We start from the raw sequence: 17,386 nt of genomic DNA, 5'->3' as shown, positions 1-17,386 counted from the left end.
GTGACATGTCGGAGCGTGGAGCAGCGGCCGCCTCGCTGCCTCTCGGGCGGCGCGCGGTCGTGCGTGGTCTGACGGCAGTGGGTCTGACGACCTTCGTGCCTCTCGTCGACGGCTCGTCCCGACCCGTGTACGCACGCGGTGCCGCCGCGACGTTCGCTCCGTCGGCGGCCGGCGCGGTCGGAGGCCCGGTCACGCAGCACTGGCTGGGACCGGACTGGTGGACCAACCGACCGGGTGACTGGGTGGCCCGCGGAGGCCGCATCGAGAACGTGGCGCCGGCGGCGGACCGTCGCGGACGCATCGCGAGCAACCTCAGCGCGGAGCTGACCGGCGGCCCCGCCGTGCTGCGTGTGCGCACGGGGACGGCGCGCACGGGTGCCGGGTTCTCCGGCATCGTCCTCGGCACCGGCGTCCGCGGTGAGGACACCCGGGCACGTGCCGTGCTCGGCAGCGCGTCCGGCGTCGGCGGCGGCCTCATGGCCACCTACGAGTCGGACGGCCGGGTGCGCCTGCGCGACCACACCGACGAGCGGGCTCAGTTCGCGTACGAGGTGCTTGCGACCGGGAACCGTCGGGTGCGCCACCGCCGATCCCGTGCGGAGGACGTCGAGCTCCTGGTGCGCATACGCCGGGCCGGCGGCGGACGTCGCCGGCTGGTGGTGACGGCCCGGGACGTACGGCGCGACAGGGTGCTGAGCGTCCTGCGGACGGTGGTGCCGAGGCGCCGCGTGCTCGGCGGCGTCGCGCTCGTCTCCTCCGACCGGTCGCGCTCAGGGGCGCGGCACTGGTTCGAGGACTTCAGGGCGCAGGGCCCCGGCGTCGACGTCGACGCCCGCCGCAGGCTCGGACCTCTCGTGAGCACCCTGTTCACCTGCGTGGGCGGCAGGCTGCGCATGACCGCTCAGCTGATGCCGGTCGATCCGTCACGCTCGGGCGTCGTCACGCTGGAGCGCAAGGTCGGCGACACGTGGCAGAAGGTCGCCACGAGCCCGGTGCTCCCGGCGTTCATCGCTCGCTTCGACGTGCCGGGGTGGGGCAGCAGCGCGGATTCGATCTTCCGGCTGCGGTTGAGCTCCTACCCCGCGAGGCCGCTGTACGGGGTGGTGCCCGCCGAGCCCGTCGGCCGCGACGTGGTGATCGGCAGCATGTCGTGCGCCAAGGCGACGCACCGCCCCGTCGACGGCCCCAGCAGTGGTGCTCCCACCCGTCCCGGCGAGCAGTTCCTCGGTCTCTACTCGCGGCGCAACGTGTGGTTCCCGTTCGACGACGTGGCGGACCCGCTCGTGCTGCTGCGACCGGACCTGGTCGTCGCCCACGGCGACCAGTACTACGAGAGCTCACCGACCCGCTACCAGCGTGAGGACGGGCAGCTCTTCGACATCCTGGGTCGCTACCTGCTGTGGTGCTGGGCCTTTCGCGACGTCACACGACGCACGCCCACGGTCGTCCTGGTCGATGACCACGACGTCTACCAGCCCAATCTGTGGGGAGCCGGGGGCGTACGCGTCGAGGACCACGCGGACGGCGGCTACATCCGCAGCACGTCGTGGGTGAATCGGCTCCAGACCATGCAGTGCGGGCACAACCCGGTGCCGTACCGACGACGCACCGTCGGGGACGGGCTGCGGACGTACTACACGACCTTCACCTACGGCGGAGTCGACTTCGCGCTGCTCGAGGACCGCAAGTTCAAGGCGAGCCCGCGCGACCCGCGACCCGAGGTCGAGCTGCCGCAGCTCGGTGCCGACCAGGAGCAGATGCTCGCGCGGTGGGCAGCCGATGACTCGGGGCGGCCGAAGGTGGTGCTCAGCCAGACCAGCTTCGTCGCCCTGAACACCGACGCGTTCTCCGAGCCGGTGCCCGACCAGGACGCCAACGGCTGGCCCAAGCCCGCGCGAGACCGCGTCATCGACTCGCTCGCGGGTCGCCGGGTGCTCATGGTCGCCGGGGACCAGCACAGCGGCGCGGTGCTTCGTCACCAGCACCCTGCGGGAGGGCCCTACCAGTTCGCGGCACCCGCGGTCGCCACCACGTTCCAGCGCTGGTTCGAGCCGCGTGGCGACCAGGACGACGTCACCGGGCCCTGGACCGACGCCTTCGGCAACCGCGTCCGGGTCCTCGCGGTCGTCCAACCCGTCATCACCCGCCGGGAGTACGCGCAGGCCTTCCCGGGCCTGGCCGGCGCCTACGGGCAGCAGCGATTCCAGCGTCGGGGCTACGGCGTCGTCCGGATCGACCCGACGTCCCAGCGCGCCGAGCTCGCCATCTGGCCGCCGGCTCGCGGGGCGAGGTCTGGCAGTCCCTACCCGGGCTTCCCGATCACGGTGTCGCTCGAGGAGCCCGCTGAGCCCGACGCGTGACGTCCCCTCGGCGTGGACCCCGCAAGAACGGCGTACGCCGCCGATCCGTTGCCTACCCTGGCCCCGTGACGACGACTGCGCCCCCGCGGGACCCCGCCGTCTGGTGGCAGTACTTGCTCGGTCGGCGGCGGCTGCTCGCCGCCTCCGGTGCCGCCCTCGCCGGCACGACGCTGAGCCCGCTCGCGCAGGCTGGGCTGCGGAGCCCCGCCGCTGCGGCTGCCGGGAGCACCCCGCCGATGGTCTGGCTCGGCCGGTCCTGGTGGTCGGTGCGCCCCGGTGACTGGCTCGCCGTCGACGGGCGGATCGAGCAGCACGCACCCGCCCGCCGGCGGACCGGCCGCGTGGTGAACCGGCTCACCGAAGACCTCACCGGGGGCCGGGCGACCGTCTCGGTGGTCACCGGCACCCTGCAGCGCGGCCGCGGGTTCTCCGGGCTGCTCCTCGGCACCGGCACGCGGGGGCTCGATCCCCGCGCCCGCGCGCTCGTGGGTCCCGCGTCGGGCACGGGCGGGGGGCTGTTCGCGACGTACGAGGCCGACGGGCGCGTACGCCTGCGCGACCACCGTCGCGAGGCCACCGACCGCCGGCGTGGGCGCGGGGCCGTGGACCCGCTGAGCTATCCCGTGCTCGCCACCGGCACCGCGGGACGGTCGCGGCGTACGGGGGAGCGGGTGCGTCTGCAGGTGCAGGTGCTGCCCACGGGCGCGCGGCGCGTACGCCTGGTGATCACCGCGCGCGACGCCGCCGGCGGGAGGGTCCTCTCCCGGCTGACCACCACCGTGCCCCGGGGAGCGGTGCGCGGCGGGCTCGGCCTCGTCTCCAGCGAGCTCGACGGGTCCGGCGCCAGGCACTGGTTCAGCGACTTCACCGCCCGGGGACGTGGTGTCGCACGGCACCCCGACCGCGGCGTCGGTCCGATCGTGTCGACGCTCTTCACACGCACCTCCGGGCGGCTGCGGCTCACCGCCCAGCTGACGCCCGTCGACCCCGACCACGCGGGTCCCGTGCGCCTCGAGCGCCGCGCGCTCGGCGGCTGGCTGCCCGTCGCGACCAGCCCGGTCGAGCCCGGCTTCTGTGCGCGCTTCGACGTGGTGTGGCCGAGCGCGTCCGCGACCGACTTCCGGGTCGTGGCGACCGGCTACGAGGGCACCCCCGGTGCCTCGTACGAGGGCACGGTGCCCGCCGAGCCCCGCGGGTCGCTGCGGCTCGGCAGCATCTCGTGCGCCCGGGCGACGTTCCGGCTGGTCGACCTCGCCACCCGCGGCATCCTCGGTGTGCGTCCGCGCCTGCCCGGCGAGCGCCGGATCGGTCTGTACTCCCCGCAGAACCTCTGGTTCCCCTTCGCCGGCACGGTCGCGGGGCTGGCCGTCCAGCGGCCCGACCTGCTCGTCGCGCACGGCGACCAGTTCTACGAGGACACCCCGGCCGGTGCCGAGCCGGAGGACGCGGACCTGCTCGACGTGATGGGCCGCTACCTGCTGTGGTGCCAGGCGTTCGGGGAGCTGACCCGCCGCATCCCCACGGTGGTGCTGGTCGACGACCACGACGTCTACCAGCCGAACCTGTGGGGAGCAGGTGGCGTACGCGCGCCGCGGGGGCCGGCGTCCGGCGGCTTCACCCGCAGCATCGACTGGGTCAACGCGCTGACGCAGATGCAGTGCGGGCACAACCCTCCCCCGGCCGACGACACACCCGTCGGCGACGGGGTGCGGCCGTACTACGCCTCGTTCACCTACGGCGGCGTCGACCTCGCGATCGTGGAGGACCGCACCTTCAAGTCGGCCCCGAGCGACCCGCGCCCCGACACCCAGCTGGACATGCTCGGTGCGGCGCAGGAGCGCTTCCTCGCGCAGTGGGTGAGCGGTTCGTCGCGGCCCAAGGTGATGCTGAGCCAGACCGTGTACGCGTGCGTGCAGACCGGGGTCGACGGGCGACCCGACCCCGACAAGGACTCCGGGGGGTGGCCCCGCCCGGCGCGGGACCGCGCCATCGACGTGCTCGCCGGCCACGGCGTGCTCATGGTGGCGGGGGACCAGCACATGGGGTCGCTGGTGCAGCACCTGCACCCCGACGGGGGCCCGTGGCAGTTCGCGTCGCCCGCGGTCGGGGCGGGGTTCCAGCGGTGGTTCGAGCCGGGCGGTCGACGCCGGCTGCCCGACCGGTGGACCGACGCGTTCGGCAACGCCGTCCGCGTCGCCGCGATCGTGCAGCCGAGCACGACGCGGTCGGCGTACGAGCGTGCCTACGGCGGCACCGGCGTGTACGGCCAGCGCGGCCGCCTCAACGAGGGCTACGGCATCGTCGACGTGGACGTCTCCGGTCGGCAGGCGACCGTGGCCGCATGGCCCGACGACGTCGACCCGACGCGAGCCGGCGCCTCGCCCTACCCGGGCTTCCCGGCGACGGTGTCACTGCGCTGAAGGGTCCTGTCCGTGCTCCACCCCCGGTGCGGGTGCTCCACCCCGGGTGCGAAGGGGGTGGAGTGACGGTTCCGGGGGTGAGCTGCCGGGCGTCAGGCGTCGTGGGTCAGCGAGGTGCGCCGGCCACCAGGCCGACCGCGAACCCGAGCGTCATCGACGCCGCGAGCACGCGGCGATGGTGGTACGGCAGCCGCCGCCCTGGGCGGGGCGTGGGAGTGATCGACATGAGCCGAGCATGCGCGCGTCAGGCGACGGGGCGGTGCCCTCTAGATGGCTCTCCGGTGAATCCCGTGCGTACGTCACCTGAGGACCCGCGGCGACGTCGGTCGCCCCTGGAACCGGGACTCGTGGGCGAGAGCCTCAGCGGTAGTTGGTGAACTGCACCGCGAAGTCGTAGTCCTGCTGCTTCACCAGCGCCTGCACGGCCTGCAGGTCGTCGCGCTTCTTCGAGCTCACGCGCAGCTCGTCGCCCTGCACCTGCGCCTTGACGCCCTTGGGCCCCTCGTCACGGATGAGCTTGCCGATCTTCTTCGCGTCCTCGGTGGTGATGCCCTCCTTCAGTGCGATGGAGATGCGGGTCTCCTTGCCGGACTGACGCGGCTCGCCGTCGTCGAGGATCTTCAGCGACTGGCCACGCTTGACCAGCTTCTCCTTGAAGACCTCGAGCACGGCCTTGGCGCGCTCCTCGGCGTTCGCCTTGATCTCGATCGCCTTCTCACCCGACCAGCTGATCTCGGCGCCCGTGCCACGGAAGTCGTAGCGCTGCGAGACCTCCTTGGCGGCCTGGGAGAGGGCGTTGTCGACCTCCTGACGGTCGATCTTGCTGACGATGTCGAACGACGAGTCGGCCATGAGCGGAGGTCCCTCCCGGGTTCGTGCGCGGAGATCGGTCTGCGCTATCCTTCCTGTCTGTCGCGCCGGCCCACAAGCCGGGGTGGCGACCTGGCAGGTTGCCCGAGCGGCCAATGGGAGCGGACTGTAAATCCGTCGGCTTTTGCCTTCGAAGGTTCGAATCCTTCACCTGCCACCGACGAGCCCCGGGGACGAGTTCCCCGGGGCTCTTCTGGTCACGGGCTCCCCGGGCCACGGGGCGGACAACACGGGGCACACCGGACCGTACGAACCCCCATCCCGCGGTCTCCTGACGTAGACCGTCCTGATCTGGGAACGTACGACAGGACGCCACCGCGTCACCCGGACCGAGGAGCCACGTGTGAGCCACCTGCTCGTCGGCGCTGTCAGCGCCGTCGGACCGCCCGTGGGCGTGGCGGCCCGGGTGCTCACCGTCGAGGAGATCGGCGAGAGGGAGCATCGCCTGTGGCGCCGCCTCGCGGAGGAGGCGGCCGTCTCCTCCTGCACGAACGTGTTCTTCGGCCCCGACATGCTCCTGCCGGCGTGGCGGCTCCTCGACGACGCCGCCGGCGTCGAGCTGCTCGTCGTCGAGCGCGACGACCACGGGGAGGAGGACGGACGTCGATGGGTGCTGGCCGTCCCCCTGGCGAGTCCGTCGCGTCCGTGGCGTCACCCGGTGAGGATGCGTGGGACCTGGCAGCACAGCCAGGCGTTCCTCGGGTCCCCCCTGGTGCTGCCCGACGCGACCGACGCCGAGTGGTCCGCCCTGGTCCGGGCGGTCGCGGGCACCGGCGCGGCCGCCTGGCTCGCCACCGACCTCGACGGGTCCTGCGCCCGACGGCTCGAGCAGGCGGCGGCGCGGCTGGGTCTCCCCACGCGTCGCATCGACGACCACCGACGCGCCGTCACCCGACGGCGGGAGTCGAACGACTACGCGACCCTCACGATCTCCGGCAAGAACCGCAAGGAACTGCGTCGGCTCCGCCGCCGGCTCGGCGACGAGGCCGACGGCGTGGAGACCGTCGACCTCGCCGAGGGCGCGGGCGCGGATGACGTACGCGACGCCGCGCGCCAGTTCCTCGACCTGGAGGCGAAGGGCTGGAAGGGCGCCGACGGCGGCGCCATGGCCTCCCACGACGACCAGGCGCGCTTCTTCGAGGAGGCCTGCGTCGCGCTGGCGTCGCGCGGTGACCTGCAGCTGCTGTGCCTTCGCGTCGGGGACGGGAGTCCCGCCGCGATGGGCGTCAACGTTCGCAGCGGAGCGACGGTGTCGACGTGGAAGATCGCGTACGACGAGCGCTGGTCCGCCTACTCGCCCGGCGTGCAGCTGACCCTGGACTGCTTCAGCAGCTTCCACGACTCCGGCGCCGACGTGCTCGACTCCTGCGCCAAGCCCGGGCACGACATGGCCGAACGGCTGCACCCGGACCGTCGACGGATCGCCACCGTCGCCGTCGGCCTCGGGCCTGCCCGCGGCACCGTGTCCGTCGGCACGCTGGTGCCCTGGCTGCGCCTGCGTGACCGTGCGCGGCGGGCGCTCGTTGCCATCAGGACGCACCGGCCCGACCGGCCCCGGGGCCGGCACCAGGCCTGACACCCCCACGACCAGCTCCGTCCCTACGTCTCGAGGAGATCCACATGTCCCTGCTGCAGCTCGACCAGACCTCACGGGAGGCGCTCCGTGCCGCCGGCGCGGACATGTCGCCGTACGAGATCGACCACCACCTGACCTCCCACGAGCTCCTGACACTGGAGGCCCTGGCGGACCTCGCGGCCTCGCTGCCGGAGTCCTCGGTCGAGCACAACATCGGTGACCTGCCCGACGTGGTCGCCGACGGCAACGCACCCAGCCTCGACATGCCGATCCGGGACCTGGTGATGACGATCCCCGAGAACGGCGCCTGGGCCGTGCTGAAGAACATCGAGCAGGACCCGCGCTACGCCGCCCTGCTCGACGAGTGCCTCGACGAGATCGAGACGCTGGTCACCGGTGAGGACCTCTCCATCTCCCGCGAGGGATTCGTGTTCCTGTCCTCGCCCGGCTCGGTCACCCCGACCCACATCGACCCGGAGTACAACGTGCTGCTCCAGGTGCAGGGCGAGAAGACGATGACCACCGGCACCTGGCGCAACCGGGAGGACCGGCAGGTCGAGGCGGAGCGCCTGCGTGCCGGCGGCCACCGCAACCTCGACGCCCCGCTCGCCACGCGGACCGACCACCCGCTCTCACCGGGCCGCGGCGTGTTCGTGCCGCCGTACACCCCGCACATCGTGAAGAACGGGCCCGCGCCCTCCATCTCGCTGTCGGTCACCTGGAACACCCAGGGTCTCACCGACGAGGCGCTGCTGCACCGCATCAACTCCTACGTGCGACGCACCGGCATGTCACCGAAGGAGCCCGGTGCCCGCAACGGCGTCGACCGGCTCAAGCTCGGCTCCTTCCGCCTGGCGCAGCGCGCGAAGCGCGTGGTGCGCTGAGACGGACCGGCCCTCAGCCGCAGCCGCGCAGGTAGTCCGTGAGGGCCTCGGCGACCGGCTTGGGCGTGAGGTCGCGGCGCAGCAGCCCGAAGGAATCGATGCGCTCGTCGCCGGAGTCACGGTCGCGGGCGTTGTACCAGTAGGCACGCTCCACGTACGGGTACTCCTCGCGCATCAGCCGCAGGGCTCGGACGAGGTAGTCCGCCTGCTCCGCCTCGGTCACCCCGCGGTCGGTGCCGGTGGCGTCCTCGGGGCTGTCGAAGGCGCTCCACCCGAACTCGGTGAACCACACCGGGACCCGGGCGTCGCCGTTCGCGACCATCAGCTCGCGCACGGCCTCGACACCGCGCAGGCGGTACTGCGAGTCCTCGCCGGAGGCCGCCTCGAGCTCAGGGGGCTCGTCGCCGACAGCCTGGTACGCGTGGGTCGACATCACGTCGAAGTGGCCGTGGGCCCCCGCGGCGTACACCTGCTCGATCCAGCTCGTGTCCTGGTAGGAGGTACCACCGAAGATGATGCGGACGTCACCGCGGGCCCGGTGCGCCTGGTGGAACGCCTCCTCGAGCAGACCCGCGTACGCCACCGGGTCGGCCCCGACGAGGAAGTCCTCGGAGTTCGGCTCGTTCCACACCTGCCAGTCGCGCACCTCGGGGAATCGCTGCACCGCCCAGGCCATGATCTGGCCGTATGCGATCGGGTCCGAGGGCGGCACCCGTTCGCCGCGGTCGCTGTTCGCCCAGCCCGGCGTCAGCCACAGCATCACCAGCGGATCGAGACCTCGCTCGGTGACCTGGTCGACGACCCGCTGCAGCCGGTCGACGGCCTCCTGGTCGTACTCGAACTGCACGGGCTCGAGCTGTGCCCAGGAGACGTCGATGCGCACCGTGCGGACCCCGAGCTCGACCATCCCGTCGAGGATCTCGGCGCGGCTCTCGCTGTCCACGTCGGACCAGATCGCGTGGACCTGCGCGCCGACCATCGGTCCCGCGCAGCGCGGGAAGCCGACGTCGGCCACGGTCGTCGGGGAGGCGAGGGCGCGGACGCCGAGCACTCCGACCACGAGCAGGGCGAGCGCGCCGAGCAGGGCCGTGAGCCGTCTCACTCGCTGCTCCGATCCGTGGGACAGGGCCGTGGGGGTCGCCGGTGCGTGCCGCCCCCGGGGCCTCGAGGAGGATGCGGCCAGTCTTGCAGCGCCTGCCAACGACAGCCGCCAGAATGGTCGCCGCACGACCGTGTGCCCCCCGAGTCCTCCCAGGAGCGTCGCCTCGTGAGTCCCGACAGCCTCCTGCTCCGCGCCGAGGACGTGAGCGCGGACCACCTGCTGGCGTGGCGGTCGCTGAGTGAGACCTCGAGCATCGGCAACGTCTTCCACGGGCCCGACCTGCTGCTGCCCGCCCTGCGACACCTCGCGACGTCGGGGACCCGCCTGGTCGTGGTGCGCGACGACGCCGGCCGCTGGATGCTCGCGGTGCCGGTGGAGGCACGGCGTCCCTTCTACCGCCATCCGGTCGCGGCGGCGCAGACCCTCGAGCACCGACAGATGCCCTTCGGGTCGCCCCTGGCCCACCCCGAGGCGGCCCCGGAGCACTGGGACGTCCTGCTCGACGCGGTCGCCGGACTCGGCTCCCGGTGGTGGGTCGCCCACCTCCTCCACGCCGACCACGCCGCGCAGCTGCAGCGCGCCGCGGCACGACGCGGCGCCCTCGCCCGTCGCGTGCTCACCCATGAGCGCGCCATGGCCCGACGGCACGAGGACTCCGACCCGGTGACCCGCGTCCTCTCAGGCAAGCGGCGACGCGAGCTGCGCCGCAGGTTCCGCCGGCTGGGCGACCAGCTCGGCGGTGAGCCCGTCGTCCGCGACCTGCTGGTGGGTGACCGGTGGACCCCGGGTCGAGTGGCCGAGGCCTTCCTGAGCCTGGAGGCGTCGGGCTGGAAGGCGCCCGACGGCGGCGCGATGGCCCTCGACCACCACGAGGCGACGTTCTTCCGTGAGTCGGTCGACGGTCTCGCGGCGCGGGGGGCGTTGCAGGCCTGGGCGGTGCAGGGACCGCAGGGCGCCATCGCGGCGATGGCGCTGCTCGTGCACGACGCGCACACCTTCTACTGGTGGAAGATCGCCTACGACGAGGCGTACGCCTCCGGCACGCCTGGTGTGCAGGTCGCCGTGCGCAGCCTGACCGCCTTCGCCGAGAGCGGCGCCTCGGTGCTCGACACGTGCACGGTGCCGGGCCACCAGCTCGCCGCACAGCTCACCGAGGACAGCCGTACGCTCACGACGCTGCTGGTCGGTCTCGGCACGGCGACCGGCAACGCCGCCGTACGCACCGCCCCGCGCTGGCACGAGTTCCGGCTGCGGCTCGACGCTCGACTGGGACGCCGATGAGCGCCCGGCTGCTGACCCCCGCCGAGGTGCTGACCGCCTGCGACCCCGGTGCCCGGGACGACGCGGAGACGCAGCGGCGGTGGCGCGAGCTGTCCGCGCGGGCCCAGGTGCCCAACGTGTTCCTCACCCCCGAGCTGCTGCTCCCTGCCCTGCGCCACCTCGCGCGCGACCGGGTCGGCCTGGCCGTGGTGAGTCGGGGCGGGCGGTGGCGTCTCCTCGTGCCGCTGCAGCTGCGTACCCGCCCGTGGCACCACCCCGTGCGCGGAGCCACGACCTGGGAGCACGAGCAGGCGTTCCTCGGCACCCCCCTGATCAGCCCCGACGCCGAGGAGGAGGACTGGGCCGAGCTGTTCGGGCTCGTCGCGACCGCCGGGGACCGCTGGCTCGTCATGCGGCAGGTCGACACCGGCGTCGCGGAGCAGGTGCTGGCGGTGGCCGATCGACTCGGCCAGGACGGTGTCGTCGTACGCCGCACCGACCGCGGACTCTCCAGCGCCCGCGACGGCGAGAGGCTGCACGTCGACCTCTCCTCCAAGCGCCGTCGCGAGCTGCGTCGGCAGCGTCGCCGACTCGACGCGAAGGTCGGCACGCAGCTCGTCGTCGAGGACCTCGCCCGCCGGCGCCCCGGCGAGGACACGGACGCACGCCGTGCCCGCGTACGCGCCGACCTGGCCCACTTCCTCGCCCTCGAGCGTGCCGGGTGGAAGGGCGAGGACGGCGGAGCGATGGCGGTGCGTCCGCCCGAGGCGGCCTTCTTCGTCGAGGCGTGCCTCGCGGCACTGGACCGCGGCGTGCTGCATCTGCCGGCCCTGCACGACGGCTCGCGCCCGGTGGCCGTCGCCGCGCTGGTGCGCGACCGCGACGTGGTCTCGTGGTGGAAGACCACCTACGACGAGGCGTACGCGGAGTTCTCGCCGGGGTGGCTCGTGGCCGTCGAGAGCTTCGCGCTGCTCGAGGACGGTGTCCGTGTGCTCGACAGCTGCACCGACGCCGACAGCCGACTCGGCACCTCCTTGACCTCGGGACGGCGTGAGCTGGTGACGCTCGCGGTCTCCACCAGGGGTTCCCTCGGCCGGTCGGTCGTCCGTCGTCTGCCGCGCTGGCTGGCCGCTCGCGCCCGCACCGCCCACGCGCTCGGGGAGGCCGCGGCACGGGTCAGGCGAGCTCCGGCGGGAATCCGCCCGTCGCGACCGGACTCCACGACTCCGGTGTGAGCCGCAGCAGCGACTTGCCCTGCGCGACCATCGCCTGCCGGTACTCCTGCCAGTCGTCGTGCTCGCCGGCCACGGCCCGGAAGTAGTCGACGAACGCGTCGAGCGCCGCCTCGTCCGGCTGACCGTCCTCGCCGACGGCGTCGAGCACCTCGCACGGGCCGTCGACGTGCACCCAGGCGTCCTCGAAGTCGTCGGAGAGAACCAGCACGGCGGCGGATCCGTGCCGACGCACGTTGCGCACCTTGGCCCGCTGCGGGTAGGAGGCGACGACGAGGCGTCCCTCGGGGTCGACCCCACCGGTGACGGGTGAGGACTGCGTGCGGCCGTCGCGTCGCGGCGTGATGAGCACGAACTTGTGCCGGGGGCGCACGAAGTCGAGCAGCGACTCCCGGTCGACGTCGGTGGTGGTCGCGATGGTCCTGGGCATGGCAGGACCCTAGTGGGGCACGGTCTCCCCGACCCGATCTCTCCCGTCACCGATCTCGTTCCCGTCCCGAGGAGCCTCCGTGCAGGTCCTGCTCAACACCACCACCGACGTCGCCGGCGCCGACCTGACCGAGGAGGCCGTGGCTGCGGCGTACGCGACGGAGAGGCAGACCTCGCGCCACGGCGACGGCTCCTGGTGGCGCTCGAACTTCATCTCCTCCGTCGACGGGGCCATCACCGGCGCGGACGGCCTGTCGGTGTCGATCCGCACCGACGCCGACGGTCGCGTCTTCGGCGTGCTGAGGGACTGGGCCGAGGTCATCGTGGTCGGCGCCGGCACGGCGAGGGAGGAGGAGTACGCGGTGAACGAGAAGCCGATCGTGCTCGTCTCCCGCTCCGCCGAGGTGCCCGAGAGCCTGCAGGGCGCCGAGCGGGGGGCCGTGCTGATGGCGACGGTCGCCTCCTCCGACGGCCTCGCCGACGCCCGCCGCGAGCTCGGGGAGGAGCACGTCGTCGTGTGCGGGGAGGACGACGTCGACGCAAGCACGTTGCGTACGGAGCTCACCGACCGCGGCTGGCACCGCGTGCTGGTCGAGGGCGGCCCCCACGTGCTCGGTGACGCCCTCGACGCAGGCGCGCTCGACGAGGTGTGCGCGTCGGTCGCGCCGAAGGTCGTCGCCGGCGAGCACAGCCGCATGGCCAGCGGCCCGGACGTCTCGGTCGACCTCCGGCTCGGGCTGCTCCTCGAGGAGAACGGCACCCTGCTGGCGCGCTGGCTGCTCTGAGCAGGGCCGGGCCGCCCGACCTCAGGCGGGAGCCACCGTGGCCGGCGGCGCCACCGGCAGTGCGTCACCGACCGGGTCGACCAGCAGACAGAGCCCGCCGAAGGGACCCAGCACGGCGGTGAAGGTGCCGAGGTCGTCGACCTCGCCGTAGTCGACCCCGTCGAAGGCGTCGGTCAGCGAGGCCCCGGCCGGCAGGTGCTCGGAGTGCACCGAGCCGGTGATGTACTCCTCGGAGAAGTTCAGCACCGTCACCTGCAGCCGCTCGTCGGGCAGGCGGTGCACCAGCACGAGCATCGCCCGCTGCGAGACCGGGGGCACGTCGAGCTGCTCGGCCAGGGCGATGTCGTGCTCGTCGCGCACCGCCAGCACCCGGCTCAGTCGCGACGCGAACGACGCGGGGTCGTCCAGCTGGTCGGGGAGCGGGCCGTACAGGGCGCGGCCGGCCGGCATGCCCGCCGCACTGAACTCGCCGCCGTAGCCCATGAGGTCGTACGCCGACCGGTGGATCCAGCGTGTGTCGCCGTCCTCCAGCAGGTGGGAGACCTGCTCACGCGGCAGGGTCAGCGATCCGCACAGGTCCCAGCCGGACAGCGCGAAGACGCCCGGCTGGAGCGCGTTGAACATCGCCAGGAGCAGGTGGGCGCGGCGGATGCGGTCGACGGCCTCGTCGTCGATGGAGTCCAGGTCGGTGATGCCCAGGGCGGCGGCGACGACCGTGGCGGTGGTGGAGGCGATGCCGTTGGTGGTGAAGGTGGCGTTGTAGGGGCCCGCGTCCCCCGTGAGACGTTCGGTGAGGTCGGCCCGCACCTGCACCGCCAGGTCCTCGCCACGCCACGTGGCGCCGCGGAAGGTGAACTCCGCGTCCCGGTGCAGCGTCGCGAAGTGCACCAGCTCGTAGGTCAGCTCGTCGTGGTTCTGCAGGGCGTGCACCAGCTGCACGGGGCGGACCCCGTGGGCGAGCGAGGCGTTCAGCGTCAGCCGCAGGAACTCGGTGTCGCCGCACGCGAGGGCGTGGTGGTAGGCGGGGCGGTTCACGAAGTCGTAGGAGAGGTCCGCGCCGGCGGCGGCGGTCTCGCGGATGTCGTCGATGGTGAGGTTGAGCTCCTGGAAGGTGAAGCCGCCGACCTTGCGGACCATCGAGGCGATGAGGTGGTTGGCCGCCTCGGACAGCGGGTGTCCCTCGGACCACGCGGCCTGGCCCACGGTCGAGGACTTCTCGACACCGAGGAAGCCGTTCGCGTCGAGCCGCAGGGCGCCGGTGCCGAGGTCGCCGAGAGAGTGCAGGGCGTCGCCCATGACCAGACGCATGCCCGCGAAGCTCGGGTCGAGCCAGTTGATCGAGGGCTGCCCCGCCTTGAAGTAGTGCAGGTACACCCAGCGGCGTTCCTCGCCGTCGGGGCCGAGCACCGGACGCGTCGCGGACCAGTTGGTGTCCTTCACCCCCGGCTCGAAGAAGATGACGCGCTGCAGGGCCCCGATGATGTAGCCGGCCTCCTCGAGCGCCGCCTCGGTGGGGGCGTCGAGGTTCGCCGAGTCCCGGCCCCGCGGCACGTCCGGCAGCAGGTGCCAGTCGTCGGGGTCGATCTGCACCATGTGGAAGATGCCGGGGTAGTCGTCGACGCCCATCTCGGCGAGCCGGAAGTCGGGCCCCTTGCCCGTGTGACCGGGCACGATGTCGTCGATGATCGTGCCGCCGTGGTGCGCAGCCACCTCGCACATGGCCCGGAACTCCTCCTCGCTGCCGAACGCGCCGTCGATCTGGGTGGAGATGCGGTCGAAGTGGCCGTCGACACTCGGGGTGGGGGTCCACCCCTCCAACCCGCCGGCGCGCTTGACCGGGCCGGTGTGGAGTCCGTCGATGCCGATGCGTGCGAAGGCCGCCCACAGGTGCGGGTCGGCGAGGGTCGCCAGGAACGAGGTGCGGAACGGCGTCACCAGCGAGATCGGGTAGGCCGTGAACCACACCGAGGCGCTGCGGATCGCCGCCTCGGGGTCGGGCTCGGCGTACGGGTTCTGCCACATCGAGCCGCGTCCGGTGAACTGCCGGGCCAGCAGGCTGGCGTCGCGCAGCATGGACTGCTCGCGCAGCCAGGCGACGTACGCCGGGTTGGCCCCGGTCGGCTCGCCGTCGTGCTCTTCGCCGGCCAGCGGACCACCCTCGGGGCGCAGCCGGGCCCGTGGCCGCAGGGCACGGGGGCGCGCGGGGTAGAAGTGGTCGGAGAAGCTCGGCTCGACCGGCGAGTCGTGGTCCGCTGAGGCTGCCATGCGCCGACGCTACCGAGCCCTCAGCGGGTCGCGCCCAGCCAGGTGGCCTGCTGGTGCCGGTCGACGCGGACCACGGGGCACGGACAGAACCGCAGCAGCACGGCCGGGTCGAGCGGACCGGAGCCGTCCTCCTCGCCCCCGAACACGACCAGGTCGGCCCGGCTGCCGGCCCCGGCCAGGGCGAGCTCGAGGCGGCCCTCCGTGGTCGAGACCAGCACCGGGACCCGCGTGCCGACCCCCATGAGGACTTCCGAGGCCCAGGCCTGCACCTCCCACCGCTGTCCCTTGCGCGCCGCGTCGGCGGCCTCCGACGCGTCGGCGTCGGAGGTGTCGTCGTGAGGTCGGGAGTCCAGCACCATGACGTGGCCGTCGCCGCGCCGCGCGCGGCGCATCGCCCACAGCAGCGCCGCGCTGCCCAGCGCCGAGACGTCGGCCCCGACCACCACGCGACCGGTGCGCCCGTGGTCGGTCTCGACATCACTCTGTGCGTCGCGGTCCTCGTCCTGCGTCGTGCGGTCTGTCACGGAGCCATCCTGCCTGCTCACGGGGTGGCAGCGCCGTAGAGTCGACAGGGTGAGATCGCCGTCCGCCTCACGGCCCGCGCTGCTCGAGGCCGCCCTCGACATCGCCGGCTGTGTCGAGGAGGCGCAGCTGTGGGACGTTCTCGTCGACCACGCCGCAACCCTCCTCGACGCCGATGCCGCGGTGCTCGGCAGGTTCGGCCTCGGAGGTCGGGTGTTCGACCTGATGGCGGGCTCGGGCCTTCCGGCGGGTGAGGCCGCGGACGCGGCGGTCGAGAGGGCGAGACGGGCGTACGCGAGCCTCTCGCGGCACGAGGCGCCGACCTGCCTGGTCGCCGGGACCGGGCGGCGGGCCGCGGCCGGGAAGGCGTGGGCGCTGCACCCGATCCACGTCGGCGGCGACGTGGTCGCACGCCTCCACCTGATGCGGGGCGCGGACCGTCCGTTCGTCGACGCCGACGTCGTCGACCTCGACGTGCTCGTCCGCGCGGCGGAGGTGCGCGTGGACCAGGTGCGTCGCGAGGACGGCCGGCAACGACGTCTGCGCGCGCTCGAGGCGACCGCGAGCATCGCCGAGGTGCTCGCACCCCCGACCCGCGTCGACGAGGGACTCGCCCACGTCGCTCAGGCGGCCGTACGCATGATCGGCGCGAGCGCCGTGGCCGTGCTGCAGGAGTCGGGCCACGGGAGGCCCGACATCCTCGCGGTCGCCGGGCCCGCGGCCCGCACGGTGCCGGACCTGCTCTTCCGCGTCGACCCGCAGGTGCTCGCGGCGACGGCCGAGACCGACGTGGTGCTCGTGCCCGACGGTCGCGACCGGCTGATGGTGCTCGTGCCGCTCAACGCCCACCTGTCCTTCTCGGGCGTCCTGATGTGCCTCCTCGAGCGCAGCGACGGCCTCCGGTCCGACGAGACCGAGGCGTTGGGCAGCTTCGCCGACCAGACGGCCCTGGCCCTGGACCGTGCGCAGGCCGTCGCCGACCGGCAGGAGCTCATGCTGATCAGCGACCGCGACCGCATCGCCCGTGACCTCCACGACGTGGTGATCCAACGGCTCTTCGCCACCGGCCTGCGGCTCAAGGGCCTGGGGCGACACCTCACCGACGAGCTCTCCGGGACCCGGCTGCACGAGGCGATCACCGACCTCGACCTCACGATCACCGACATCCGCGGCACGATCTTCGATCTCAAGCAGGCGCCCGGCAGCCAGGCGCGCGACACCGTGCGCGGCATCGTGCGCGAATACATCCCGCTGCTCGGGTTCACCCCGGTCGTGCGCACCTCGGGCCCGGTCGACACCGTGGCGCACGGTGAGGTGCTCGACCAGGTCTCGGCGGTGCTGCGCGAGTGCCTCTCCAACGTGATGCGTCACGCGGCTGCGGGGTCCGTCGTCGTCGAGCTGGAGGCGACGGGCCGCGGGGTGGTGCTGCGGGTCACCGACGACGGGGTGGGCCTGCCCGCCACGGTCGACCGGCGCTCGGGCCTGGCGAACATGACCGCCCGGGCGCGCGCCCTGGGAGGCGGGTCGCGGGCATACGACGGGGAGCCCGGCGGCACCGTCGTGGAGTGGTGGGTGCCCGTGGACGGCGGGGAGCCGCCGAGGGACGCCGCCGCCGAGGTCGGTGCCGCGGAGCACTAGGATCGGCCCGTCTGCCGTCCAGCCCCCGACCCGCTAGGAGCCC

13 protein-coding genes and 1 tRNA gene are annotated in these 17,386 nt (G+C 73.2%); 9 read left to right on the top strand and 5 right to left on the bottom strand.

Features of this window, described 5'->3' with window-relative positions:
* Positions 1-5: 5 nt before the first annotated feature.
* Both KLP28_04475 and KLP28_04470 read left to right on the top strand, forming a co-directional pair.
* The gene (locus tag KLP28_04475) at positions 6-2,360 is read left to right on the top strand and encodes an alkaline phosphatase D family protein (protein ID QWC85993.1); all 2,355 of its coding nucleotides are present in this window, start codon (positions 6-8) and stop codon (positions 2,358-2,360) included.
* Positions 2,361-2,425: 65 nt separating this feature from the next.
* A complete protein-coding gene (locus tag KLP28_04470; protein QWC85992.1) occupies positions 2,426-4,780 on the top strand; it encodes a hypothetical protein in 2,355 nt (784 codons plus the stop codon).
* 360 nt (positions 4,781-5,140) lie between these two features.
* Here the strand turns inward: KLP28_04470 and KLP28_04465 are convergent, their stop codons facing one another.
* Positions 5,141-5,632, bottom strand: coding sequence for a YajQ family cyclic di-GMP-binding protein (locus KLP28_04465; protein QWC85991.1), 492 nt, complete (start codon positions 5,630-5,632; stop codon positions 5,141-5,143).
* 92 nt (positions 5,633-5,724) lie between these two features.
* Here KLP28_04465 and KLP28_04460 point away from each other — a divergent pair.
* From KLP28_04460 to KLP28_04450, 3 genes are all read left to right on the top strand, one after another.
* Positions 5,725-5,807 (top strand) — tRNA-Tyr (locus tag KLP28_04460).
* Between the two features lie 186 nt (positions 5,808-5,993).
* Positions 5,994-7,226: a GNAT family N-acetyltransferase gene (locus tag KLP28_04455; protein ID QWC85990.1), complete on the top strand. Its 1,233-nt coding sequence runs from the start codon at positions 5,994-5,996 to the stop codon at positions 7,224-7,226.
* A gap of 44 nt (positions 7,227-7,270) precedes the next feature.
* The gene (locus KLP28_04450) at positions 7,271-8,110 is read left to right on the top strand and encodes a hypothetical protein (GenBank protein QWC85989.1); all 840 of its coding nucleotides are present in this window, start codon (positions 7,271-7,273) and stop codon (positions 8,108-8,110) included.
* Between the two features lie 13 nt (positions 8,111-8,123).
* Here the strand turns inward: KLP28_04450 and KLP28_04445 are convergent, their stop codons facing one another.
* Positions 8,124-9,212, bottom strand: a complete 1,089-nt coding sequence (locus KLP28_04445; protein ID QWC85988.1) for a cellulase family glycosylhydrolase — start codon at positions 9,210-9,212, stop codon at positions 8,124-8,126.
* A gap of 165 nt (positions 9,213-9,377) precedes the next feature.
* Between KLP28_04445 and KLP28_04440 the strand changes: the two genes are divergently transcribed.
* Both KLP28_04440 and KLP28_04435 read left to right on the top strand, forming a co-directional pair.
* On the top strand, positions 9,378-10,493 hold the full coding sequence (locus KLP28_04440) for a GNAT family N-acetyltransferase (GenBank protein QWC85987.1): 1,116 nt from the start codon (positions 9,378-9,380) through the stop codon (positions 10,491-10,493).
* Entirely contained in the window at positions 10,490-11,707 is a 1,218-nt protein-coding gene (locus KLP28_04435; protein ID QWC85986.1) for a GNAT family N-acetyltransferase, read from the top strand. Before KLP28_04440 ends, KLP28_04435 begins: the two co-directional genes overlap by 4 nt.
* On the opposite strand, the gene KLP28_04430 is transcribed toward KLP28_04435, so the two are convergent.
* Positions 11,649-12,134, bottom strand: coding sequence for a PPOX class F420-dependent oxidoreductase (locus tag KLP28_04430; GenBank protein ID QWC85985.1), 486 nt, complete (start codon positions 12,132-12,134; stop codon positions 11,649-11,651). The two genes, KLP28_04435 and KLP28_04430, sit on opposite strands and share 59 nt — an antisense overlap.
* 79 nt (positions 12,135-12,213) lie before the next feature.
* On the opposite strand from KLP28_04430, the gene KLP28_04425 reads away from it, so the two are divergent.
* Positions 12,214-12,918 (top strand): dihydrofolate reductase family protein, encoded by a 705-nt coding sequence (locus tag KLP28_04425; GenBank protein ID QWC85984.1) that lies wholly within the window; start codon positions 12,214-12,216, stop codon positions 12,916-12,918.
* Between the two features lie 21 nt (positions 12,919-12,939).
* Here KLP28_04425 and treS read toward each other — a convergent pair whose 3' ends face one another.
* A complete protein-coding gene (gene treS, locus KLP28_04420) occupies positions 12,940-15,183 on the bottom strand; it encodes a maltose alpha-D-glucosyltransferase (protein QWC85983.1) in 2,244 nt (747 codons plus the stop codon).
* A gap of 20 nt (positions 15,184-15,203) precedes the next feature.
* The gene (locus tag KLP28_04415) at positions 15,204-15,707 is read right to left on the bottom strand and encodes a universal stress protein (protein QWC85982.1); all 504 of its coding nucleotides are present in this window, start codon (positions 15,705-15,707) and stop codon (positions 15,204-15,206) included.
* Positions 15,708-15,756: 49 nt separating this feature from the next.
* Between KLP28_04415 and KLP28_04410 the strand changes: the two genes are divergently transcribed.
* Positions 15,757-17,343, top strand: coding sequence for a hypothetical protein (locus tag KLP28_04410; GenBank protein QWC85981.1), 1,587 nt, complete (start codon positions 15,757-15,759; stop codon positions 17,341-17,343).
* The last annotated feature ends 43 nt before the right edge of the window (positions 17,344-17,386 follow it).

The sequence above is a fragment of the Nocardioidaceae bacterium genome, from assembly GCA_018672315.1.
GTDB lineage: Bacteria > Actinomycetota > Actinomycetes > Propionibacteriales > Nocardioidaceae > TYQ2.
This window is presented reverse-complemented; position numbering and strand designations above follow the sequence as displayed.